21 protein-coding genes, 1 pseudogene and 1 riboswitch are annotated in these 20,476 nt (G+C 64.6%); of the genes and pseudogenes, 10 read left to right on the top strand and 12 right to left on the bottom strand.

Features of this window, described 5'->3' with window-relative positions; genetic code table 11:
• Positions 1-63: 63 nt before the first annotated feature.
• Positions 64-786 (top strand): iron-sulfur cluster repair protein YtfE, encoded by a 723-nt coding sequence (gene ytfE / locus OX89_RS02840; protein ID WP_015913884.1) that lies wholly within the window; start codon positions 64-66, stop codon positions 784-786.
• 112 nt (positions 787-898) lie between these two features.
• Here ytfE and OX89_RS02835 read toward each other — a convergent pair whose 3' ends face one another.
• The 5 genes from OX89_RS02835 to OX89_RS02815 all read right to left on the bottom strand — a co-directional run bounded on the left by OX89_RS02835 (position 899) and on the right by OX89_RS02815 (position 4,116).
• On the bottom strand, positions 899-1,150 hold the full coding sequence (locus OX89_RS02835; RefSeq protein ID WP_015913885.1) for a DUF3820 family protein: 252 nt from the start codon (positions 1,148-1,150) through the stop codon (positions 899-901).
• Positions 1,150-1,596, bottom strand: coding sequence for a CopD family protein (locus tag OX89_RS02830; RefSeq protein WP_047349477.1), 447 nt, complete (start codon positions 1,594-1,596; stop codon positions 1,150-1,152). The genes OX89_RS02835 and OX89_RS02830 overlap by 1 nt, the downstream gene beginning before the upstream one ends.
• Positions 1,597-1,614: 18 nt before the next feature.
• The gene (locus OX89_RS02825) at positions 1,615-2,616 is read right to left on the bottom strand and encodes an aldo/keto reductase (protein WP_015913887.1); all 1,002 of its coding nucleotides are present in this window, start codon (positions 2,614-2,616) and stop codon (positions 1,615-1,617) included.
• 76 nt (positions 2,617-2,692) lie between these two features.
• On the bottom strand, positions 2,693-2,908 hold the full coding sequence (locus tag OX89_RS02820) for a SlyX family protein (protein ID WP_011806292.1): 216 nt from the start codon (positions 2,906-2,908) through the stop codon (positions 2,693-2,695).
• Between the two features lie 5 nt (positions 2,909-2,913).
• Positions 2,914-4,116, bottom strand: a complete 1,203-nt coding sequence (locus tag OX89_RS02815) for a PLP-dependent aminotransferase family protein (protein WP_041836073.1) — start codon at positions 4,114-4,116, stop codon at positions 2,914-2,916.
• Positions 4,117-4,220: 104 nt separating this feature from the next.
• Between OX89_RS02815 and nth the strand changes: the two genes are divergently transcribed.
• The gene (nth, locus tag OX89_RS02810; RefSeq protein ID WP_047349476.1) at positions 4,221-4,871 is read left to right on the top strand and encodes an endonuclease III; all 651 of its coding nucleotides are present in this window, start codon (positions 4,221-4,223) and stop codon (positions 4,869-4,871) included.
• A 37-nt stretch (positions 4,872-4,908) separates the two neighbouring features.
• Here the strand turns inward: nth and OX89_RS02805 are convergent, their stop codons facing one another.
• From OX89_RS02805 to cbiB, 7 genes are all read right to left on the bottom strand, one after another.
• Positions 4,909-5,790, bottom strand: coding sequence for a hypothetical protein (locus OX89_RS02805; RefSeq protein WP_369799233.1), 882 nt, complete (start codon positions 5,788-5,790; stop codon positions 4,909-4,911).
• Positions 5,757-6,131 carry a DUF2334 domain-containing protein gene (locus OX89_RS02800; protein ID WP_047349475.1) on the bottom strand — a complete coding sequence of 125 codons (375 nt, stop codon included), beginning with the start codon at positions 6,129-6,131 and terminating at the stop codon, positions 5,757-5,759. Before OX89_RS02800 ends, OX89_RS02805 begins: the two co-directional genes overlap by 34 nt.
• A 166-nt stretch (positions 6,132-6,297) precedes the next feature.
• On the bottom strand, positions 6,298-7,356 hold the full coding sequence (cobT, locus tag OX89_RS02795; RefSeq protein ID WP_047349474.1) for a nicotinate-nucleotide--dimethylbenzimidazole phosphoribosyltransferase: 1,059 nt from the start codon (positions 7,354-7,356) through the stop codon (positions 6,298-6,300).
• A 104-nt stretch (positions 7,357-7,460) separates the two neighbouring features.
• Positions 7,461-8,222, bottom strand: a complete 762-nt coding sequence (gene bluB / locus OX89_RS02790) for a 5,6-dimethylbenzimidazole synthase (protein WP_047349473.1) — start codon at positions 8,220-8,222, stop codon at positions 7,461-7,463.
• A gap of 44 nt (positions 8,223-8,266) precedes the next feature.
• A riboswitch (cobalamin riboswitch) is annotated at positions 8,267-8,459 on the bottom strand.
• Between the two features lie 19 nt (positions 8,460-8,478).
• Positions 8,479-9,960, bottom strand: coding sequence for a cobyric acid synthase (locus OX89_RS02785; protein ID WP_047349472.1), 1,482 nt, complete (start codon positions 9,958-9,960; stop codon positions 8,479-8,481).
• Positions 9,957-10,961, bottom strand: coding sequence for an aminotransferase class I/II-fold pyridoxal phosphate-dependent enzyme (locus OX89_RS02780; protein WP_047349471.1), 1,005 nt, complete (start codon positions 10,959-10,961; stop codon positions 9,957-9,959). The genes OX89_RS02785 and OX89_RS02780 overlap by 4 nt, the downstream gene beginning before the upstream one ends.
• Positions 10,954-11,928 carry an adenosylcobinamide-phosphate synthase CbiB gene (cbiB, locus tag OX89_RS02775; protein ID WP_047349470.1) on the bottom strand — a complete coding sequence of 325 codons (975 nt, stop codon included), beginning with the start codon at positions 11,926-11,928 and terminating at the stop codon, positions 10,954-10,956. The genes OX89_RS02780 and cbiB overlap by 8 nt, the downstream gene beginning before the upstream one ends.
• A 130-nt stretch (positions 11,929-12,058) precedes the next feature.
• Here cbiB and OX89_RS02770 point away from each other — a divergent pair, with 130 nt between their 5' ends.
• The 8 genes and pseudogenes from OX89_RS02770 to ribD all read left to right on the top strand — a co-directional run bounded on the left by OX89_RS02770 (position 12,059) and on the right by ribD (position 20,468).
• Positions 12,059-12,658, top strand: coding sequence for a GspH/FimT family pseudopilin (locus tag OX89_RS02770; RefSeq protein WP_084001974.1), 600 nt, complete (start codon positions 12,059-12,061; stop codon positions 12,656-12,658).
• Positions 12,637-13,293 (top strand): type IV pilus modification protein PilV, encoded by a 657-nt coding sequence (gene pilV / locus OX89_RS02765; protein ID WP_047349468.1) that lies wholly within the window; start codon positions 12,637-12,639, stop codon positions 13,291-13,293. Before OX89_RS02770 ends, pilV begins: the two co-directional genes overlap by 22 nt.
• Before the next feature lie 98 nt (positions 13,294-13,391).
• A pseudogene (locus tag OX89_RS19335) lies at positions 13,392-13,448 on the top strand (prepilin-type N-terminal cleavage/methylation domain-containing protein); the annotation flags it as partial.
• 6 nt (positions 13,449-13,454) lie between these two features.
• A complete protein-coding gene (locus tag OX89_RS02760; RefSeq protein ID WP_369799234.1) occupies positions 13,455-14,237 on the top strand; it encodes a PilW family protein in 783 nt (260 codons plus the stop codon).
• Positions 14,238-14,335: 98 nt separating this feature from the next.
• A complete protein-coding gene (locus OX89_RS02755) occupies positions 14,336-15,085 on the top strand; it encodes a PilX N-terminal domain-containing pilus assembly protein (RefSeq protein WP_047349466.1) in 750 nt (249 codons plus the stop codon).
• Positions 15,086-15,133: 48 nt separating this feature from the next.
• Positions 15,134-18,874, top strand: a complete 3,741-nt coding sequence (locus tag OX89_RS17920) for a pilus assembly protein (protein WP_084001972.1) — start codon at positions 15,134-15,136, stop codon at positions 18,872-18,874.
• 10 nt (positions 18,875-18,884) lie between these two features.
• A complete protein-coding gene (locus OX89_RS02745) occupies positions 18,885-19,319 on the top strand; it encodes a type IV pilin protein (RefSeq protein WP_047349465.1) in 435 nt (144 codons plus the stop codon).
• 36 nt (positions 19,320-19,355) lie between these two features.
• Positions 19,356-20,468 (top strand): bifunctional diaminohydroxyphosphoribosylaminopyrimidine deaminase/5-amino-6-(5-phosphoribosylamino)uracil reductase RibD, encoded by a 1,113-nt coding sequence (ribD, locus tag OX89_RS02740; protein WP_047349509.1) that lies wholly within the window; start codon positions 19,356-19,358, stop codon positions 20,466-20,468.
• The last annotated feature ends 8 nt before the right edge of the window (positions 20,469-20,476 follow it).

Below are 20,476 nucleotides of genomic sequence, written 5' to 3'. Positions count from 1 at the left end.
TTCACTCTATGTGGATTTTAATGAATAAAATATTCATCACAAGTGAACCTTTAAGGAAGCCCCATGAATACCGCCACATCTCCCTCCCTCGACCCCCGTCAGGCCATCGGCCAGATTGCCGTTGAACTGCCTGGCGCGACCGCCGTGTTCCGCCGCCTGAAGCTGGACTTCTGCTGCGGCGGCCAAGTGCCGCTGGAACAGGCGGCCGCGGACAAAGGCCTGGACCTGCAGGCCGTGGTGGATGAGCTTTCCGCCCTGCAACGCCCCAACGAACTGCCCGACGCCGGCACACCCACGGAACTGATCGACCACATCGTCGCGCGCTACCACGAGGTGCACCGCGCCCAGTTGCCCGAGCTGGTGCGCATGGCGCGCCGCGTGGAAGCCGTGCACCGCGACAACCCCAACACCCCGCACGGCCTGGCCGACGCGCTGGAAGAGATGCAGCAGGAGCTGCTGACCCACATGCACAAGGAGGAAGCCATCCTGTTCCCCATGCTGCGCAGCGGCGGCAACGCCTTCGTGACCCAGCCCATCGGCATGATGCGCAGCGAGCACGTGGACCACGGCGAGGCACTGGAGCAGATCGCGCGCCTGACCAACGACATCACCCCGCCCATGGGCGCCTGCAACACCTGGCGCGCGCTGTATGCGGGCCTCGCGCAGCTCAGCGACGACCTGGTGAACCACATCCACCTGGAGAACAACGTGCTGTTCCCGCAGTTCGAGGCCGGCGCCTCGCAGGGCTGCGGCAGCGGCTCGGCATGTTCGTGCAGCGGCGGCTGATGCCCGTCAGCGGCGCGCGCCAACGGGCGTGAACCGCTAGGCGCGGACGGAGCCCGCATGGCGGCGCTCCGCGCCCTTGCGTAAAAGCGTGAAAGCAGCCCGCGACTGCCGCTCACCGCCCTGGCGCAGCGCGCAGCGGGGCCAGCAGATCGCGCAAGCCGTTATGGTCCAGCTCGTACATCAGAGCGAGAAGCTGGCCGATCTCGCCGCGCGGAAACCCCTCGCGGGCGAACCAATGCAGGTAGTTGGCGGGCAGATCGGCGATCACCGTGCCACGGTGTTTGCCAAACGGCATCTCGCGCGTCAGCAGCAACTGCAGGCGCCGCGCATCGCAGCCCGGCACCGCAGGGCCCGCCCCTTCCATCACATTCCCAGTCCGCCGTAGCGGAACGCGATGCCCGTGAGCACGAAGCCCACCGACAGCAGCGTGACGGCCGCCACGTGCCACGCCATCAGCGGCAGCGTGCGTGCGCTCAGCGTGGGAATGACGCGCAACCGCGCATGGGCGGCCACCAACAGCGTGGCGGCCAGCAGCGCGAGCTTGAGCGACACGGCGCGTTCCAGTGGCGCATCAGGGCTGAACCACTGCCCCCAGTCGGGCACGAGCTGCAAGGCCATCCACAGCCCGGTGGCGACCTGGATGATCAGCGCGGGCATGCCCACGTGTTCGTAGCCCTGCTCGAAGTCCAGCAGCGCCTGGGGCGACCGCTGGCGCAGCGCGCGCGGCAACACGGTGAATGCCAGCACCAGATGGCCACCGGTCCAGACGGTGGCGGCCAGCAGGTGCAATGCAAAGACGTAGGGATACATGGCTCCGGTCCTCGGGCGTCAGGCGCGGCGCGCCTGCAGCGGATAGGCCGGGTCGGTAAAGCCCGGCGTCGACGGGTGGCCGGGGGCCACCAGGCTGTCGATGAGCGCCTCGTCCTCGGGCGTGACTCCATAGTCGAGCGCCGGCAGGTAGTCCTGCCACTGCGCCAGCGTGCGCGGCCCGGCGATGACGGAGCTGACGCCGCGGTGCGCCAGCACCCAGGCCGTGGCGAACTGCGCAAGCGTGATGCCCCGGGCCTCGGCATGCAGTTTGAGCTGCTGGGCGATCTGGAGCGACTCCTCGCGGAACTCGGTCTCGCCCATGCGCCGGTCGCCGCGCCCGGCACGTGTGCCTTGCTGGGGTGCCTGGCCTGGCAGGTACTTGCCGGTCAACACACCGCGCGCCACAGGGCTGTAGGGCGTCACGCCCAGCCCGTAATGCTGGCAGGCCGGCAGGATCTCCACCTCGGGCATGCGGTTGAGCAGGTTGTAGTACGGCTGGCACACGACGGGGCCGGGCATGCCGATGCGGCGCGCACCGTGCACCAGCTCGGCAATGCGCCAGCCGCGGAAATTGGACACGCCCCAGTAGCGGATCTTGCCCGCGCGCAGCAGCGCATCGATGGCGAACAGCGGCTCCTCCAGGTCCATGCCCTCGTAGTCGCGGTGCAGGTAGAGGATGTCCACATGATCCGTCTGCAGCCGCGTCAGGCTGGCTTCCACCTCGCGCAGCATCCAGGCGCGCGAGTAGCGACCCTCGTTGGGCCGCTCGGACATCTTGTTGCCCAGCTTGGTGGCCAGCACCCAGTCGTGGCGCTGGCCCTGCAGCAGCGTGCCCAGCATGCGCTCGGACGCGCCCTTGGTGTACACGTCGGCCGTGTCCATGTAGTTCACGCCATGCGCACGCGCGTGGGCCACGATGGAAGCGGCCTCGGCCTTATCCGTCTGGTCGCCGAACATCATCGTGCCCAGGCACAGCGTGGACACCTGGAGCTGGCTCTTGCCAAGAAAACGGTATTGCATGGGGCAGCCTTCGCTATATAAATAAGAGCTGCTAGCGCTTGATGGACGAGCGCTAGCGGCCAATTTGACGTAAACCTCAGTAATGCGGCGGCAGTTCGTCGCGCAGGCTGCGCACGGTGGCGCCGCCCCCCTCGGGCACCTGCTGGCGCAACTGCGCCACGGTGCGCGCCAGCTCGTCGATCTGTTGCTGCTGGCGGTAGATGGTCAGGTTGAGCTGGTCCAGCAGGTCTTCGGTGAAGGCGGCCTTGACCTCCAGCGCTTCCACCCGCTCCTGCGTGCGTGCGTCCACCATCGCCATCAACCCTTGAGCGCCTGCCCGAGGCGCGCCACGCCTTCGCGGATCTTGGCCACATCGGCCGTGGCGAACGACAGGCGCAGCGTGGCCGCGTCGGGGTTCTGGCTGAAGAATGGCGTGCCGGGCACGAAGGCCACGCCCTTGTCGATCGCGCGTTTGGCCAATGCGCCGGCATCACGCTCCTGCCCGCGCGCCCCTGTCAGGCGCACCCACAGGAACAGGCCGCCGCGCGGCTGCACGAACTCCACCGCGTCGCCCAGTTCCGCACGCAGCGCATCGCCCATGGCCTGCGCGCGCTCGGCATACACGGTGCGCACATGGGCCAGCGTCGCGGGCATGGCGCCGCTCTTGAGGTACTGCGCGGCCGTGGCCTGGGCAAAGGTGCTGGTATGCGCATCGCTGAACTGCTTGCACATCACGGCGCGCGCCAGCAGCTCGGGCGGTGCGATCAGCCAGCCCACGCGCAGGCCGGGGGACAGCACCTTGCTCAGGCTGCCGCAGTGCGCCAGCCACTCCCGACTGCCCGGCACCTGGGCCGAGAGCGCCAGCAGGCTGGCCGGCGGCGCCTCGCCGAAGTACAGGTCGCCATAGGGGTCGTCCTCCACCACCAGCACCTGGTGCCGCGCGGCCAGTTCCAGCACGCGCTTGCGGCGCTCCAGGCTCAAGGTGGCGCCGCTGGGGTTGCCAAAGGTAGGAATCAGGTAGACCAGCTTGGGGCGGTGCTCGACGATCAGCCGCTCCAGCGCATCGGGCTGCACGCCCTCGCCGTCCACGGGCGCGCTGATCACCTCGGCGCCATAGAGGCGAAAGCACTGGATGGTCGCAAGAAAGGTGGGGCCCTCGACGATCACCTTGTCACCGGGGTCGATCATGGTCTTGCCGAGCAGGTCCAGCGCCTGCTGGCTGCCCGTGGTGACGATGAGCTGCTCGGGCGCCAGCCCCGCCACGCCCTTGCCTTGCATGAAGGTGGCCAGTTGCTCGCGCAGCGGCTGGTAGCCCTCGGTGGCGCCGTACTGCAGCGCGGCGCCGGGCTCCTCGGCCAGCACGCGCTCGCTGGCGGCGCGGATGCCGGCCACGTCGAACATGGCGCTGTCCGGGAAGCCGCCCGCAAAACTGATGATGCCGGGCTTGCCCAGCAGCTTGAACAGTTCGCGGATGGCGGAGGTTTCAACGTTATTCAGGCGGTCGGCAAAGGCAAGCGGCATGGACGGCAATCGGGTGGATGGGTGAAAGACGGTAGCCCCCATTGTCGCCAATTGCCGCGCAGCTTTCCTGCGGCGCGCCCCTCAGCCGGCGACAATCGCCGCCCATGAAGCCCCAGGACATCGAGCCCTTCTTCGCGGCGCTGCAGGCCGCCAACCCGCAGCCCAACACCGAGCTGGAATACACCAACGTATTCGAGCTGCTGGCCGCCGTGCTGCTGTCGGCGCAGGCCACCGACGTGGGTGTGAACAAGGCCACGCGCCGGCTGTTTCCCGTCGCCAATACGCCGCAGGCCGTTCTGGAGCTGGGCCTGGACGGCCTGGAGGGCTATATCAAGACCATCGGCCTGTACCGCACCAAGGCGAAGAACCTGATGCAGACCTGCCGCATCCTGGTGGAGCAGCACGGCGGCCAGGTGCCGCGCACGCGCGAGGCGCTGCAAGCCCTGCCCGGCGTGGGCCGCAAGACCGCCAACGTGGTGCTGAACGTGGCGTTCGGCCAGCCCACCATGGCGGTGGACACGCACATCTTCCGCGTGGGCAACCGCACCGGCCTGGCGCCCGGCAAGAACCCGCTGGCCGTGGAGATGCAGCTGCTGCAGCGCGTGCCACCGCAGTATCTGGTGGACGCCCACCACTGGTTGATTCTGCTGGGCCGCTACGTGTGCCAGGCACGCAAACCGCGCTGCTGGGAATGCGTGGTCGCACCCTGGTGCGACTACGAGCCGAAGACGCCGGCGCCGTTCAACGCGGGTTGATCAACCTTGCGGGGTGCTGCCGCGGCAGCCGCCGGCATCAGCGCACGCCCTGCGCCACCAGCTCAGCCACCAGCGGCTCTCCCAGGTAGTGCGGGCCGTCGAAGGCCAGCACCTCCCACCCCTTGTAGGCATCGATCTGCGGCAGGAACTCCGCCGCCGTGGCGCTGCGGAACCCGCCTTCTGGCGCGGGGCGAAAAGCCTCGGCAATCATCTGCACGCGCGCCTGACCCAGGCGGTAGGTCAGCACCTGCAAGTACTTCAGCGCAACCTCCGGACTGCGCGCATGCACGCCCACGCCGTCCTGGAAGAACACCCCTACGTCGCCCGGCAGCCAGCGCTCGATCCAGTCCGCCAGCACGTGCGGGCCGAGGTTGGCACTGTCATAGGCGCTGATCCACAGCGGGCGTGGCAACTGCGCCAGGCCCTGGGACCACTCTGGCCCCGGCAGCCAGGTGGGATCCACCTCCAGGGGGAAATACCAGCCACCCAGCCTCAGCGGGAGCCGCTGCACGATGGGCACCAGGGCGTGCGCCTGCTCCACCAGCAGCGCCACCGAGGCACGTGCCTGCGCCTCGCCATGCATGGCCGCCAGGCCCACGATCACCTCCTGGGCCCAGGGCTCGGCGGCGATGCGCTCCCAGTCGGGTAGCTCAGCCGCGATCGGAGGCAGGCCGGTGCCCGGCACAAAAGCCTGTGAATCCACCGCCGTCCATTGCACCAACAGGCGGCGAACGCCCAGTTGCGCCCAGTTGCCCTGGGGGCGCAGCGTGCGCAGGCTGGGCTGCCACACCATGCCGCCGAGGTGGCGCAATGGCGCGCCGCACGACGGCGGCAAAGACACCGCGCACGGCAGCATGGCCGCCATGGCCACGCGCCGTGTCAGGGTCAGGGCTTGCGCTGGCGGCTGGGTGAGGTCCACGTGTAGCCCATGGCCGTCAGGCCATCCACGATTTCCTTCAGGTGCGTATAACCGCGCCCGTCATACTTCTGCGCCTGGGACTCAACCGCCAGGAAGGGGTGGAAGAAGAACGAGGCAAAGCCGTCACGCACCACCTTCTGGTAGCGCGCGTTTTCCAGCACCTCCTTGGATGTCAGCTCCTCATCTGCTCCGAACTCGAAATACTGCAGGTTGCCCAGGTTCTCCGGCAGCACGCGCAGGCCGTAGCGGTCGCGCTCGATGACGAAGGGGAAGAACTGGTCCACCATGTAGTCCCCGGCCTGGAGGTCGGGCTGGTCGGACGTGTAGTACCAGGGTTTCAATAGGTCACTTGGTAGAGAAGATTCTTACTACTTTTTCATCAATTGGCAAATTCGATCGATAGTATTTAGCTATTTACCCAGTGCGTGATAGGACGGCGTCTGGTTGCACAGCCCCTTCGAATTCCTCATGCGCCCATCCTGAAGATGGCAAGTGCCGGCAAGACACTTAGCGCATCGCTCCGTCCACCCCGGCCGCTTGAAAACTCGCCATCTCGCGCAGCACGCGGCATGCCGACTCCAGCAACGGCCAAGCCAGAGCGGCACCTGAGCCTTCTCCCAAGCGCAGCCCCAGGTCCAGCAGCGGCTGCGCCTGCAAAGCCTGCAGCATGTGGCCATGGCCCCGTTCGCCGGAGCGATGGGCAAACACACAGCGCTGCAGCACGGCAGGCGCCAGGCGCACGGCCACCAGCACAGCCGCGCAGGTGATGAAGCCGTCGACCACGATCACACGACGCTCGGCGGCGGCCTGCAGCACGGCGCCGGTGAGCGTGGCGACTTCAAAACCACCCAGGGCGGCCAGGGCCTCCAAGGGCTGCCTAGCACCGGCGTTGGCCGCCAGCGCCTGCTCCAGCACGGCCTGCTTGCGCGCGATGCCTGCCGCATCCAGTCCCGTACCGGCACCCGTGCACTCGGCCAGCGGCACGCCTGCCAGACGCGCCAACAACAGCGACGCCACGGACGTGTTGCCGATGCCCATCTCGCCCAGCAGCAGCGCGTTGCCGGGCATGGCGCGCACGATATCCATGCCGTTGCGCAGCGCCTGGGCGCACTGCGCCTCGGTCATCGCAGGGCCGACGCTCGCGTCCTGCGTGCCCGCCGCCACACGGCAGTGCACCAGGCGAGGCGCATCGGGAACGGCGTCGCGCGCGGGTACTTCGCGCGCCACGCCGCAGTCGGCCACGGTGAGCTGAAGGCCGTGCTGGCGCGCCAGCACGCTCACGGCTGCGCCGCCTGCCAGAAAGTTCTCGACCATCTGCCAGGTCACGTCGCTCGGGTAGGCCGATACGCCCTTGGCCGCCAGGCCATGGTCGCCCGCGCACACCAGCATCTGCGGCGCCTGCAGCATGGGTGATTCGGTACCTTGGATCTGGCCGAGACGGAGGGCGAGTTGCTCCAGGCGCCCCAACGCACCCAGTGGTTTGGTCTTGTTGTCCAGCTTGTGCTGCAGGGCCTGCGTCAGCGGCAGATCGGTGAGGTCAGCAACGAAAGGCAGGTCAATGATCATGGCGTGTTTCGATTGTCAAAAAAGGTCCAGCGCAACCCCGACTCACGGGGCGCACATCCAGAAGTGGCCGTATTGCGGGGCGGGCCCCATGCGTTGTGGCTGGCTTATGCCGGTGCGGTCTGGCGACTGCACTGCGCCGCAGCCTGGTCGCACCGCAGATGCGCGATGAGCGGCTGCTGGTCGTCGCGCTGCCCCCATTGCTCGAAGTACACCAGGTCTTCCACGGGCAGGCGTGGCAGCCAGCCAGCGGTTTCCAGTTCGGGCTTGGCATGGAAGTGGCTGACATAGCCGACACACAGGTAGGCGATGGGGGTGATGCCTTTGGGAATACCCAGCGCCTGCTGCAGGTCGGCCTGGTGAAAGATGCTCACCCATCCCACCCCAAGCCCTTCGGCGCGCGCGGCGAGCCACAGGTTTTGCACGGCACAGACGCTGCTGTACAGGTCCATGGTTTTCATGTGGGTACGCCCTACCACCACCGGACCGGTGCGCTCGCGGTCGCACGTGATGCAGAGGCCGATGGGCGACTCCAGAATGCCCTCGAGCTTGAGACGCTGGTACACCGCGCGCTTGTCGCCCTCGAACATACCGGCCGCTTCGGCATGGGCCTTGGCGAAGGCATCATGCACCCGGCGCTTGGTGTCCTGCGATCGAACCACCAGGAAGTTCCATGGCTGCATGAAGCCTACGGAAGGCGCATAGTGCGCCGCGGTCAGGATGCGGCTGAGCACCTCGTCCGGTACCGGGGTGGGCAGAAACTGCCCGCGCACATCACGGCGTGAAAAGATGGTGCGGTAAATGGCGTCGCGGGCCTCTTGCGTAAAGGCGTGAACGCTTTGCGTGGCTTGCGCCTGCGCGGTATTCATGGCAGTCCCCTGTGCGTGAATAGGTCGCACGCTGCCTGGCCTTGCAGCGCGATGAACGTTCAGGCCGGTCTTCTGGCTTGGATTCATCTGACCCGCCGCGCCTTCCCGGCCTTGGCAGCCAGTGGCATTGAGCGGGGGTCATCTTCCTTACAGCGTTGGGCACGCGGCGGACTCCAACCGCCTTCCCGATTCTCCCTTTGCCTTGCGGCAGCGGGCACCTGAAGACGGGGATGATAACAACCGCAGTTATCGTCCTTTACTGCACAGCGAGGGCATCCAACACCCCAGGCTCGAAGTGCCGTGCGATGCCGACGGCCAGCCCCTCAAACACCGCATCCAGCGTCGGAGCGTCGGCACCGAACAGTGCCCGCAGCACGGCTGCGTCCTCGAACAGGCCGTGCAGGTACAGGCCCAGCACATTGCCCCCGGGGTTCTGCCACGCCAACCCGGGCATGATTTCGCGCGCCACATCGCCGCTGGCTGCCATGGCCGGGTGCTGAGCAGTCTGGCCGTGGTGGATTTCATAGCCTTGCACAGCCACGCCGGCGAGATGCCGCCAGGCGCCTTGTACGGCGCCGAAGCACTGGCGCGTGGGCCGCACGGTCTTGGTGGCCTCGAAGCTCGTCACCAACGGCAGCAGGCCCAGGCCTGGGCCATTGCCGTCCACCCCCACGGTGTCGATCAACGCCTCGCCGAGCATCTGCAGTCCACCGCAGACTCCCAGCACACGGCCACCGCGTGCCGCATGGGCAGCAATCGCCGCGTCCAACCCCTGTGCGCGCAGCCAGGCCAGGTCAGCCGCCGTGGCCTTGCTGCCGGGCAGGACGATCCAGTCGGCGCCCTCCACATCCGCTGGGCTGCACGCCCAGGACAGACGCACACCCGGCACATTTTTGAGCGGCTGGAATTCGTCCAGATTGCTGATGCGCGGATACGCCACCACGGCGATGCGCGTATGCACGGCACCGACGGCGGTGGAGCGCATGTCGAACACGCCGTCCTCCTCGGGCAGGCCGTGGTTCCACTGCATCGGAATGGTGGCGACGACGGGCACGCCGGTCTTGTCCTGCAGCATTTGCGGCGCTGGCGCCAGCAGTGCCTCGTCGCCCCGGAACTTGTTGAGCACGAAGCCAGCGATGAGCGCGCGTTCTTCCTCGGGCAGCAACGCCCATGTGCCAAACAGGTGGGCAAAGGCGCCGCCGCGGTCGATATCCGTCACCAGCAGGCAACGCGCCTCAGCATGGCGCGCCACGCGCATGTTGACCACGTCGCTGGCGTGCAGATTGATCTCTGCCGGCGAGCCCGCGCCTTCGATGACCACCACGTCGTTCTCGGCCCGCAGTGCGTCCAGCGCCGCCGCGATCTGCGGCCACACACGCTGGCTGCGGCCGCGCCATGGCAGTTGCGAAAGCTCATCGCTCACCTGACCCAGCAGCACCACCTGGCTCTTCGTGTCCGCTTCGGGCTTGAGCAGCAGCGGGTTCATGCGCACGTCGGGCACGGCCCGCGCTGCCAGCGCCTGGAAATACTGGGCGCTGCCAATCTCGCCGAACTGCTCGCCCGGTGCAGCCACCACGCGCGCGTTGTTGCTCATGTTCTGCGCCTTGAAAGGCGCCACCTTCAGGCCCTGGTTGCTGTAGTAGCGGCACAGCGCGGTGGCCAGCCAGCTCTTGCCCGCGCCGCTGGTGGTGCCCAGCACCATGACGCAGCGCGCCGGCCCGGGTCGGGTCTTGTTCATTGCGATTCCTTGTAGAGGCGCCACGATACCTCCAACGCCCGCTGCGACTGCGGTGGCAGCACGCCCAGGCGCACATGCCCGGGCAGGCCAAACGAGGTGCAGTCGCGCAGCTTGACGCCACGCGAGCGCAGCCATTGCAGGAAGGTCCCCACATCTTGCACCGGCGGACATGCCGTGAAGAAGTTGGCGAGACTGCCCGGCGCAACGGCCCAGCCCAGGGCCGCGCACAGCGCCAGTTGCGCGGCCTTCCATTCGCGCAGGGTCGCCAGCGATTGCGCGAGCCATGCCTGCGTATCCGGCCGGACCCAGGCCGCCAACAGGGCAACACCGTCGGCACCGACCGGCCAGGAGGCCGCCAGCGCCTGCACAGCGGCGACACTGCCATCGGCGACCGCTGCACTCGGCGCAATGGCATAGGCCGCGCGTACGCCGGTCAGGCCCAGCGCCTTGTTGGGCGTCCACATCTGCCAGGCGGCATCAGGCGCTACGGTGGCGGCTCCCTCCAGGCGCAGTGGTGCATAGGCGCAGTCCAGTATGCGCAACACGCCGACAGGGGCCGGGGCGCACCACGCCGCCAGTGCAGCATCGGTCGTTCCCAACGGGCTGGCGGGCTCGCACGCCCAGTGCAGCGCCGGCTCAGAAGAAGGAGTGTGGCGGCAGTCCAGCCCCCACACTTGGGCCGCGCGGGTGTAGTCGCCGTAGCCATGCGCGGGCACAGCGACCTGGCGCACGCCGCTGCGTGCCGCGTGCGCGGTGATGCGATGAATGAACTCGCTGGCGCTGGCGGCGAGCACCACGCGCTGCACCGCCACGCCGTGGAACGTGGCGATCTGCGCGCGCAGCGCGGTGTAGGCCGGGTCGGGGTAGTGGGTGAAGTCACTCTGTCGGAGCGCCGCGATGGCCTGCGGACAAGGACCGCAGGCGTTGGCGTTGGTGGAGAAGTCATGCAGCGGCACGCCCAGCGCATCCGGGCCGCCGTGCTGTGGCGCATGGTCAGACATGGGTGTGCACTATAGCTATCAATAACAGAGCTGCTACCGCAAGCACCACAAGCGCTAGCAGTGTTTTTGATGCCAAATGCACCGCACGCTGCGTGTCCGCGGCCTGGGGCGCACGCCCGGGGGCGTTCAACACGTACACACCAGGTTTGGACAGGCGCACCCCCAACGCCAGCGCCATGGCGCCCATGGGCCAGCCGCCGTTGGGCGACGGCGTGGTGCGCGCCTGCAGCCGCAACGCGCCCCAGCGCACGCCGCCGCGCGCCGCAGCCCACAGCAGCAGCGCCGTGAGCCGCGCCGGCAACCACGACAGCACGTCGTCCGCCCGCGCCGCCCATTTGCCGGCCCACAGCCAGTAGCGGCCGCCGCGCATGCCCGGATAGCCCCACATGGCGTCGGCGGTGTTGGCAAAGCGGTACAGCGCCGCGCCCGGCAGGCCCAGCAGCACGAACCACAACAGCGGCGCCACCACCGAGTCGCTCAGGTTCTCGGCCAGGGATTCTATGGCGCTTTCGCGCACGGCCGTGGCATCGAGCCGCTGCACATCGCGGCTCACCAGCCAGGCCAGGCGCGCGCGCCCGGCCTCCAGCGACTCGCCCAGCGCCGCCTCCACCGCCAGCACCTCGCCACGCAACATGCGCCAGGCCAGCAGCGGTTTCAGCAACAGCCCCAAGGCCAGCGCCGCGCCCCAGGCCGGCAAATGGGCCCATGCCGCCCATTGCAATGCCGCAGCGCCCCCAAAAACCATAGCTGCCAGCGCGCACCAGATAATCGCCGCAAGCCAAAAAGACCATAAATCACGCCCCGTGGCCCGCACCGGCGCCACGCGCGCACCGCAGGCGCCCAGCGCCCGCCCCATCCACACCACGGGGTGCAGGGCCGCGGGCGGCTCGCCCCACCAGCGATCAACAGCCAGGGCCAGCAGCAGGGCCGCGGCGGCCACGGCGGCATCCAATGTCCAGAACAACATGCGACGAGCCTACCGCGAATGCGGGATGCGGACGCCCACCCGCTGCCGTGCGCGCCGCCCGTCGGCATGGCGGCTCCGCTCGTCCATCTGGCAGGTGTCAAGCAGACATGTCACAAATAGCATCAGCGGCATGCAATCGTTGCCCTTGTCTTGCCCGCCGCGAACCCATCCGCGCCATCGCCTCGGGGCCCTCTCGCGCGGTTTCACGGCCATTGAGCTGATGGTGGTCGTCGCCATCGTGGCGGTGCTCGCCGCGCTGGCGGCACCCAGCTTCACGCCCCTGATCGAGCGCTGGCGCGTGCGGCAGGCGGTGGAAGGGCTGCAGTCCTCGATTTACCTCGCACGCTCAGAGGCCATCAAACGCGGTGGCGGCATCGTCATACAGAAAAACGCCAACACTGCCCAGTGCGCGACAAGCGCCAAACAAGAGTGGGACTGCGGCTGGTTCGTGTGTGAAGACACCAACAACAACGGCAAGTGCGACAACACCGAGTCTGTGCTGCAGAGCGTTGAAACGCCTTCAAAGGTTCAGGTCACCCGGACTGGCGGCGGTGAAACCATCCAACTCAACCGCTGGGGCCTGGTGAATGGCACCTGGCTCGGATTCAGCTTGGTTCCCCTCAACAAATCCAGTTCCGACCCAGCCGCACGTGGTGTCTGCATGAGCTCCGGCGGGCGGATCAAGGTCATTCCCCCGGAGGACATTCCATGCTCCGCTTCAAACTCATGAAGCTCTCCCCCTCGCACCGCCAGCGCGGGATCACGCTGATCGAATCCCTCGTCGCTATCGTCATCGCGGCATTGGGCATTCTCGGTATCGTAGGCGTGCAAATACGCACGCTGGCCGACACGCAGACCACCGTGCGCCGCGCGCAAGCCATCCGCTTGATTGAAGACTTAGGCGAGCGCATGCGGGCAAGCCCCAATGCGTTATTGAACCTTGATAACTACGCGTCGGGTTTCGACAAGAAGGCGAGCGATCTGGCAGCCTCTGATTGCAGCAGTTCAAAGTGCACCTCAGCCGAGCAGGCCGCCTACGATCTCAAGCAATGGAAAACAGCGCTGGAACAAACCCTTCCGGGGGGGCAAGCCAGCCTCTTTCGAGCGCCTGGCGAAACCGTTGACGCCAACCGCCGACAGCTCGGCGTGATCATCGCGTGGCGTGAAAACGAGCGGGAGGGAACTAAGGACGACGCCATCGACGCCACCAAAGTCCGCGCCGCCGATGGCACTTTTTCTGCGGGAACCGACGACGCCAATGCCTGCCCTGCGGAAAAAACCTGCCACTTGCAGTACATCCCGGTCGCAGCCCGCTGCGCACCTTATTCGGACGGCAGCGGCACGGTGACGCTCTACTGCTCGTGAACGAGGCGATGCCATGCTTTCAAAAACTCATAGCGCTTCGCGCAAACCCGGCAAGCTCTTCCGCATGAAAAAAAAACCCATTACCGCTCAGGGAGCGCGGTGTAACACTGATGGAGCTAATGGTCGGCCTGGCCATAGGATTGTTGGTCGTTGCGGTGGCTATGGGGGCTTTGATAGCCTCACGCGGAATTTCTGGCACGGTGAGCGACGCCAGCAATATTCAACAACAGGCGGCCTTCGCGCTCAGAGTGATCGGCCAGCAACTGCGGCAGGCCGGCTCGCTGTATTTGAACCCCGATCCGATCGGCGGTGCTGCCTCCGATGCATTGAGTCCTGTGGTGTTTGAGATCAGTGCCACAGCACAGGGCAGCGGCAACAGTTTCAATCAGAACGACACCCTCTCGGGTAATGCAAGCACCTTTACGACGGGGTTTCGCCGCTACCCAGACACTGTTTTTATGGCTGCAAACGCCACCGCCTCCAGTGCAGGAACGGACTATCTGGCTCGCAACTGCGTGGGCGCGCCTGGCAACGGAAGTACCGATCAACGGATCGAAAGTATCTTCACCCTTGACACCGCCAAACAAGAACTGAAATGCGCCGGCAACGGCACGGCAGCGCAGGCGATCGCGCGCAAAGTGGCCCAGTTTGATGTCAATTATCTGGAGCAGACGGTTGAAGCCGGTACCGGTACCACCATGAAATACACAAAAGGCAGTGACATGCCAGCGAGCGACGCCACCGACAGATGGCGCCGGGTGCAAGGCGTGCAGGTGTGCATGGTGCTCTACGGCAGCGAGACGATCGACATGCCCGCAGGCAGCAGCTACACGGACTGTGAAGGTAAGAGTGTGGACATGACCACGCTCACTGGAGAGCGCAAGAACCGCATGCATCTGCTCTTTCGTGCCACCTACCAATTGCGTAGCCAAGGACTGATTTGATGCGCACGCCCCCGAATAGACGTCAATCCGCTGCCATGTCTGGACACTCGCTCTTCACCGCTTCGCGCAGGCCTGGCAATGGCGCCCCGGGACGAGCCATGCATGGCCACCAACGAGGCGTGGCACTTTTCGTTGTCATCGTGTTCGTCATGCTCTCAATGCTCTTGGCGCTGTGGGCTTCGCGCACCTCCCTGTTCAATGAAATGGTGGTGAGCAACGATGCTGACTACCAGCGCGCATTTGAAGCGGCGCAGGCCCTGCTGCAGGACGCAGAACTCGACATACGCGGCGAAATGGCCGATGGCTCCCCATGCAGCGGTCCTCCATGTCGGGCGTACTCAGGTGCACTGAAGTTCCCTGGTGACACCAACGAGATCAACCCCCTGATCACGCGGCTCGAAAGCGAGTCCACACGCTGTAAGGATGGTCTGTGCGCGCGGCGCGTGGGGCGACAGGACTTCTGGAACTACGAGAAAGGCACAACCACCATTACGCCAGCTGCCGATACCAGCCTAGGCGAAGTGCCGCTGACCGAACTCACGAAAGAGAACGTGGCAGCTCGTTACGGGCAGTTCACCGGGGCAGCCGACGACACGTCTTCGGGCCCCCTCAATCCCATCTTGACCGAGAAGGATGAAGGGAAGGGCGGATGGTATTGGATTGAAATCCTGCGCTACAGCGAAAAGGCCAAAACCGCCAATTTGATCGTGGACTCAAGCACCAGCCAGTTGCCGCTGAATTTGGATGTGTACGTTGTTTACCGCATTACCGCAGTAGCCAAAGGGCTCAAGCCCAATACCACCGTCGTGCTTCAGGAAACCTATGCACGCCAACGCGCCAAAGACTGAGCCTCGACCTTGTACGCCATTCAAACAATAGCTGGAAGCGCTTTACCCATGACCATGGCCGTCGCATGCCAATTTATTTTTCGCATTGACTCTACGCAGAAGGAGCACTCCATGCCCTGCACCCAGACCTTCCCTTTTCAGAAGAATCTGCTGGCCCTTGCCATCGGCTGCGCCCTGACTCCTGCTTGGGCACTGGAATTGGTACAGGAGCCGCCACTGCCCACATCCAAATCGGCATTTGTAGCGCCTAACGTGATTATCTCAATCGATAGTTCCGGAAGTATGAACGACGGCGTCAAAACCAGCGACACTGGATCTTCCTTAACCGGGAAAGGATATACAGAACCCGACAATACCGGCAAATGGAAAGACAATGCCAGGCGCATCAATGTCCTCAAATACTCCCTAAGGACCGTATTCAACAACAAAGACCTCATCCCAGATAATAAACTACGAATTGCCTGGCAGGCCATGAGCGGCACCACCAAAAATGTGGACAGCGCCACCATGGTCACCAACTCCATGAGGCCCATTGATGCCACGGTAGGCAAAAATAAGCATCGCGATAATTTTTTGAGCTTTGTTGACGGCATTTCACCGAGCGGCTATACGCCAACCCACCTCATGTTCAGCCAGGCCGATAGCTATATGCGGCGTCCACTGACCAGTAGCAGCCCTTGGTCCACGGACCCTGGCGGCACAGGCAGCAAGGCCACTGAATATCTCGGCTGCCGCCGCAATTACCACATCGTGATGACCGACGGTCGCTGGAATGTCAACAATCTCCCGAACCAGAAAAGAACAGGAGGCAACCAAGACGGCACCAATTGGGTAGCGCAAGGTGATCGGAAAGCCTATAGCACCACCTCCGATCAAACACGCATTTATTACGACAACGACCCGGATACGTTGTCGGACTGGGCTTTCAAGAGCTGGATGGATCCTTTGCAGAATGCAGCAAACCTGAAGGATGCAGACAAACTTAAACCATCGAAGGTTTATGAAGACGCACCAACCACGGAGCTATTCACAAAAACAAAAATCGTGGACGTCTTCGAGACGAGGCCAATATATGAGCAGCAATGTCAAAAATGGGAATGGAAAAAGGGTAGTCTGCAATGCACAGGGGGTTGGAAAGACGTTCAAACTGGCACACAGGAGGTTAAAGTAGGCACCAGGAATGAAACAAAATCAGTCAATCTAGAAAAATACTGGAACCCCAAATACAACCCGGCCAACTGGCCACATATGGTAACCTATACCATCGGCTTCAGTGACGAAGCCGTGACCTGGCCCGGGGCGAGCGAAATTATTGCGCCATCGACAAAAGTTCCATTTGGTTATGACAATAGTTTTGTCGACCTGGTAACCGGCTGGCAAACATGGCCCGCCATGGATGCCGAAAATAAGCGTTCTCTCGATTTATGGCATAGCGCCATCAACGGACGCGGTCGTTATTACGCCGTCACTGAAGCCGAAGATCTCGCTAAGGCATTTACAGAAATCATCGGCAAGATCAATGAGGAAAGCGCCCCTCTGCCCGATGAAATTGCCGGCGGTGGCAGCACCAGCGGCTACAACGTTTCGCAAAACAACGCGGGGATTTTTGCGTCGGTCTACAGCCCCAAGAGAGGATGGAGCGGCTCCATCACCGCCACGCGCGCGGTCGAGCCCGAAGAATATGCTTGCCCCACGAAAGCCGACCCGGCTCTCAAATGCATCCGTTTTCCTGACACGACGGCAGGGTGGGAAGGCAAGTCCACGGCAGATCGCTTGGATGAGCTGGCATCTGTCGACAACCGGTTGATTTTGAGCTGGAGCGACGAAACCAACAAAGGCATCCCGTTCAAGTGGGACAGCACGACACCCATCGGGTACAGCACGGCCCAGAAGTTGGCGCTTCTTGGCGTGACTTCGGGCGATACCACAGCGGATCCGCTAAAAACGCAAGGGCAAAACATCGTCAACTACATCCGCGGCGACCGGTCGTTGGAGGGCACCACGACTGACAAACCGCTGCGCGTGCGTTATAGCCGGCAAGGCGACGTGGTCAACTCTGAGATCTGGTACACGGGCCGGCCGTCTAGCAACTATGCAATGGGCTATTCATCCTTCGTTGCTGCCCAGAAAGACCGCACGCCTGTCATTTACGTCGGCGGCAATGACGGCATGCTGCATGGTTTTTCGGCCACCAATGGCACAGAGTTGATCGCGTATGTGCCGCGCGGCGTTGTGGGCAGCCTGAAAGCCCTCACCGACAAAGACTACCAGCACCAATACTATGTCGATGGATCGCCCATGACGGGCGACATCAAGGATGGTACTAGCTGGAAAACAATGCTCGTAGGCTCATTGGGGGCCGGTGGCAAGGGCTATTTTTTGCTGGACGTGACTAACCCTGACGGCTTCGCCAGTGCCACTGCGGCCAGCCTGGTCGTACTGGACCGTACCCGCGGCAACAGCGAGCCCCCCCCTAACTGTGCTGCGTTGGCCAGCGCGGCGCAAACTGCGTGCTATGCGGCAGTCGAAGAAAACAAAGACATTGGCAACATCGTCGCCAAGCCTGGGCGCAACCCCGCCAATCTGCAGGAGGCAACGCAGATCACCCGCATGAACAATGGCCGCTGGGCGGTAGTGATGGGCAATGGCTACAACAGCGCCAACCAGCGTCCTGTGCTGCTGGTGCAATACCTGGATGGAGACAAAGCGCTCAAGCGTATCCAGGCAACTACCCACATCACGGGCGCTGGCAATGCTGCTGATAACGGCTTGGCATCGCCTGCACTTGTGGATCTGGATGGGGATGGCAAGACCGATGTGGTCTATGCCGGCGACAACCTGGGCAATCTCTGGAAGTTCGACCTGACGAGTACAGACGACAGTAATTGGAGGGTCGCGTTTGGGGACAACATTCCGCTAGTCACGGCGCGTGGCCCGGCAACGCTGACGGGCACCACGCGCGACAAGGTGCAACCCATTACTGCGCCACCCATCGTGCGGCCCAACGATCGTGTCATGACCGTTGGCACCGGCCCTACCGCCAAGACGGTTCCGGTGGGGGGCATGATGGTCGCCTTTGGCACAGGTCGCAATCTCACTACAACGGACCGCCGAACCGACATTGCCCAACCAATACAAACACTGTATTCGGTACTGGACAACACCCGCTATCGAATGAAGTCTGACAACTCCTCCCTGGAAGTTCACCCAGGCAGTGGCGACATACCAGCACCCACGCCACTAGGTGTCATAGCCAACGACGGTAAGCCCCTGGCCAAACAAAGCATCAAAACCGTGAGTGGCGACTTCGCCACAGTGGAAGCAACCCAGGAATTGAAGAATGAAACTTGGAAAAACTACAAGGGCTGGTATCTGGACCTGCCATTCGCAGGCGAGCGGCTTCTCAAACCCATGCAATTTTTCGACGGCAGCAATATTTTGGCGGTGTACACCGAATCGCCCGACGGCACCAAGAACAGCGAGAGTGACAACATCAACGAGAGCTGCGTGCCGGTAAAGGTGGATACGAGCGCCGGTAGCCAGTTCCGCACGCTCATCAACATCATGGACGGCAAAATTCCCCGCGTCCAATTGGTGGACTATGACAACAACGGTGTCTACGACGCTGCAGACATGAAGGTAGCCCGCGCGCCAGTAAAAACCGGAACGCCCATTCTGATCACGAAAACCAATCGCATTGTGGACCTCACAGGCGGGGGCGGCGCCCGAGATACGTTGAATCGCATGCCCGAGCAATCCGTGCGCCCCAGTTGGCGCCAACTAAAGTGAGAGACTGACCATGGTTCCCCATCCTCAGAAGACGCAACGCGGCTTCACGCTCATCGAGCTGATGATCGTGGTCGCCGTCGTGGGCATCCTGTCGGCCATCGCCTACCCCAGCTACACCGAGTACGTGCGGCGCGGCCACCGGGCGGATGCGCGCACCGGGCTGCTGCAGGCGCAGCAGTGGCTGGAGCGGGCGGCGACCGCCACCGGCACCTACCCCACGGCGCTACCTGCGGCCCTCACCTGGAGTGGCGACACCACCAAGCGTTATGACATCGCCTTCCAGGCAGGCAACACCAATGCCGCCTACACGCTCACGGCCACGCCCAAGGGCGCGCAGGCGGGTGACAAGTGCGGCACCTACACGCTGAGCCATACCGGCGTGCGGGGCGCCGCCGGCAAGAAAGCCGGCGAGACCGGCTACAACCCCGACTGCTGGGGCAAGTAAGCCGCCCGCGTCATGGCGCGCTACCATCGTGGCGCCATGACAGATGCATCGCCCTTCATCACCCAAGCGCTTGGGCTCGCCGCCCAGGCGCTTTTTCTTTCCAACCCCAATCCGCGCGTGGGCTGCGTCATCATCAGCCGCGACGGTGCGGTTCTAGGCCGGGGCTTTACCCAGCAGGCCGGCGGGCCGCATGCCGAGGTGGTGGCGCTGCGCGACGCGGCGGCGGCTGGCCACGACCTGCGCGGCGCCACGGCCTATGTGACGCTGGAGCCCTGCGCGCACCAGGGGCGCACCGGCCCGTGCTGCGACGCGCTGATCCAGGCCGGCATAGGGCGCGTGGTGGCCTCGATTGCCGACCCCAATCCGCTGGTAGCGGGCCAGGGCTTTGCGCGGCTGCGGGCCGCGGGGGTGGAGGTCGAGGTGGGGCCGGGCGGCGCGCAGTCGCGTGAACTCAACATCGGTTTTTTCAGCCGCATGGTGCGCGGCACTCCCTGGGTGCGCATGAAGGCCGCGGCCTCGCTCGATGGCGTGACCGCATTAGCCAACGGCACCAGTCAATGGATCACATCCCCGGCGGCCCGTGCCGACGGGCATGCCTGGCGTGCCCGCGCCTGCGCCGTGTTGACAGGCGTCGGCACCGTGTTGGCGGATGATCCGCGCCTGGATGTGCGGGAGATCGCCACCCCACGCCAGCCGCATCTGGTGATTGTCGACAGCCTGCTGCAGACGCCTGCGAATGCCCGGCTGTTCGACGTTGCCGACCGGCGCGTACTGATCTACACCGCCCGGCCAGATGCCGCTGGCGCCGCGGCGCTGCGGGCACGCGGCGCCACGATCACCGAACTGCCCAATGACCAGGGCAAGGTGGATCTGCCCGCCCTGTTGCGCGACCTGGCCCGCGAAGGCGTGAATGAATTGCACCTGGAGGCCGGTCACAAGCTCAACGGCTCCTTCCTGCGGGAAGGGCTCGTGGATGAGCTGCTGCTCTATCTGGCCCCGCTCATGCTGGGCCAGGGAGCCCAGGGCCTGTCCAACTGGGGGCCGTTGCAGACGCTGGCCGACGGGATTCCGATGCAATTCCAAACCGTGCAGCAGGTGGGGCCCGATTTACGGGTGGTGGCCCGCATCGCGGGGCACGCGGACTTCTGAATCCCGCC

This window comes from Diaphorobacter sp. J5-51, assembly GCF_001023515.1.
In the GTDB taxonomy this organism is placed as follows: Bacteria; Pseudomonadota; Gammaproteobacteria; order Burkholderiales; family Burkholderiaceae_C; genus Diaphorobacter; species Diaphorobacter nitroreducens.
This window is presented reverse-complemented; position numbering and strand designations above follow the sequence as displayed.

Excerpts from the sequence above, each read along its gene's own strand:
- ytfE (WP_015913884.1), top strand. The coding sequence starts at position 64 with ATGAATACCGCCACATCTCCCTCCCTCGACCCCCGTCAGGCCATCGGC.
- OX89_RS02835 (WP_015913885.1), bottom strand. The coding sequence starts at position 1,150 with ATGGAAGGGGCGGGCCCTGCGGTGCCGGGCTGCGATGCGCGGCGCCTG.
- OX89_RS02830 (WP_047349477.1), bottom strand. The coding sequence starts at position 1,596 with ATGTATCCCTACGTCTTTGCATTGCACCTGCTGGCCGCCACCGTCTGG.
- OX89_RS02825 (WP_015913887.1), bottom strand. The coding sequence starts at position 2,616 with ATGCAATACCGTTTTCTTGGCAAGAGCCAGCTCCAGGTGTCCACGCTG.
- OX89_RS02820 (WP_011806292.1), bottom strand. The coding sequence starts at position 2,908 with ATGGTGGACGCACGCACGCAGGAGCGGGTGGAAGCGCTGGAGGTCAAG.
- OX89_RS02815 (WP_041836073.1), bottom strand. The coding sequence starts at position 4,116 with ATGCCGCTTGCCTTTGCCGACCGCCTGAATAACGTTGAAACCTCCGCC.
- nth (WP_047349476.1), top strand. The coding sequence starts at position 4,221 with ATGAAGCCCCAGGACATCGAGCCCTTCTTCGCGGCGCTGCAGGCCGCC.
- cobT (WP_047349474.1), bottom strand. The coding sequence starts at position 7,356 with ATGATCATTGACCTGCCTTTCGTTGCTGACCTCACCGATCTGCCGCTG.
- bluB (WP_047349473.1), bottom strand. The coding sequence starts at position 8,222 with ATGAATACCGCGCAGGCGCAAGCCACGCAAAGCGTTCACGCCTTTACG.
- OX89_RS02785 (WP_047349472.1), bottom strand. The coding sequence starts at position 9,960 with ATGAACAAGACCCGACCCGGGCCGGCGCGCTGCGTCATGGTGCTGGGC.
- OX89_RS02780 (WP_047349471.1), bottom strand. The coding sequence starts at position 10,961 with ATGTCTGACCATGCGCCACAGCACGGCGGCCCGGATGCGCTGGGCGTG.
- cbiB (WP_047349470.1), bottom strand. The coding sequence starts at position 11,928 with ATGTTGTTCTGGACATTGGATGCCGCCGTGGCCGCCGCGGCCCTGCTG.
- OX89_RS02770 (WP_084001974.1), top strand. The coding sequence starts at position 12,059 with ATGCAATCGTTGCCCTTGTCTTGCCCGCCGCGAACCCATCCGCGCCAT.
- pilV (WP_047349468.1), top strand. The coding sequence starts at position 12,637 with ATGCTCCGCTTCAAACTCATGAAGCTCTCCCCCTCGCACCGCCAGCGC.
- OX89_RS02760 (WP_369799234.1), top strand. The coding sequence starts at position 13,455 with ATGGGGGCTTTGATAGCCTCACGCGGAATTTCTGGCACGGTGAGCGAC.
- OX89_RS02755 (WP_047349466.1), top strand. The coding sequence starts at position 14,336 with ATGCATGGCCACCAACGAGGCGTGGCACTTTTCGTTGTCATCGTGTTC.
- OX89_RS17920 (WP_084001972.1), top strand. The coding sequence starts at position 15,134 with ATGACCATGGCCGTCGCATGCCAATTTATTTTTCGCATTGACTCTACG.
- OX89_RS02745 (WP_047349465.1), top strand. The coding sequence starts at position 18,885 with ATGGTTCCCCATCCTCAGAAGACGCAACGCGGCTTCACGCTCATCGAG.
- ribD (WP_047349509.1), top strand. The coding sequence starts at position 19,356 with ATGACAGATGCATCGCCCTTCATCACCCAAGCGCTTGGGCTCGCCGCC.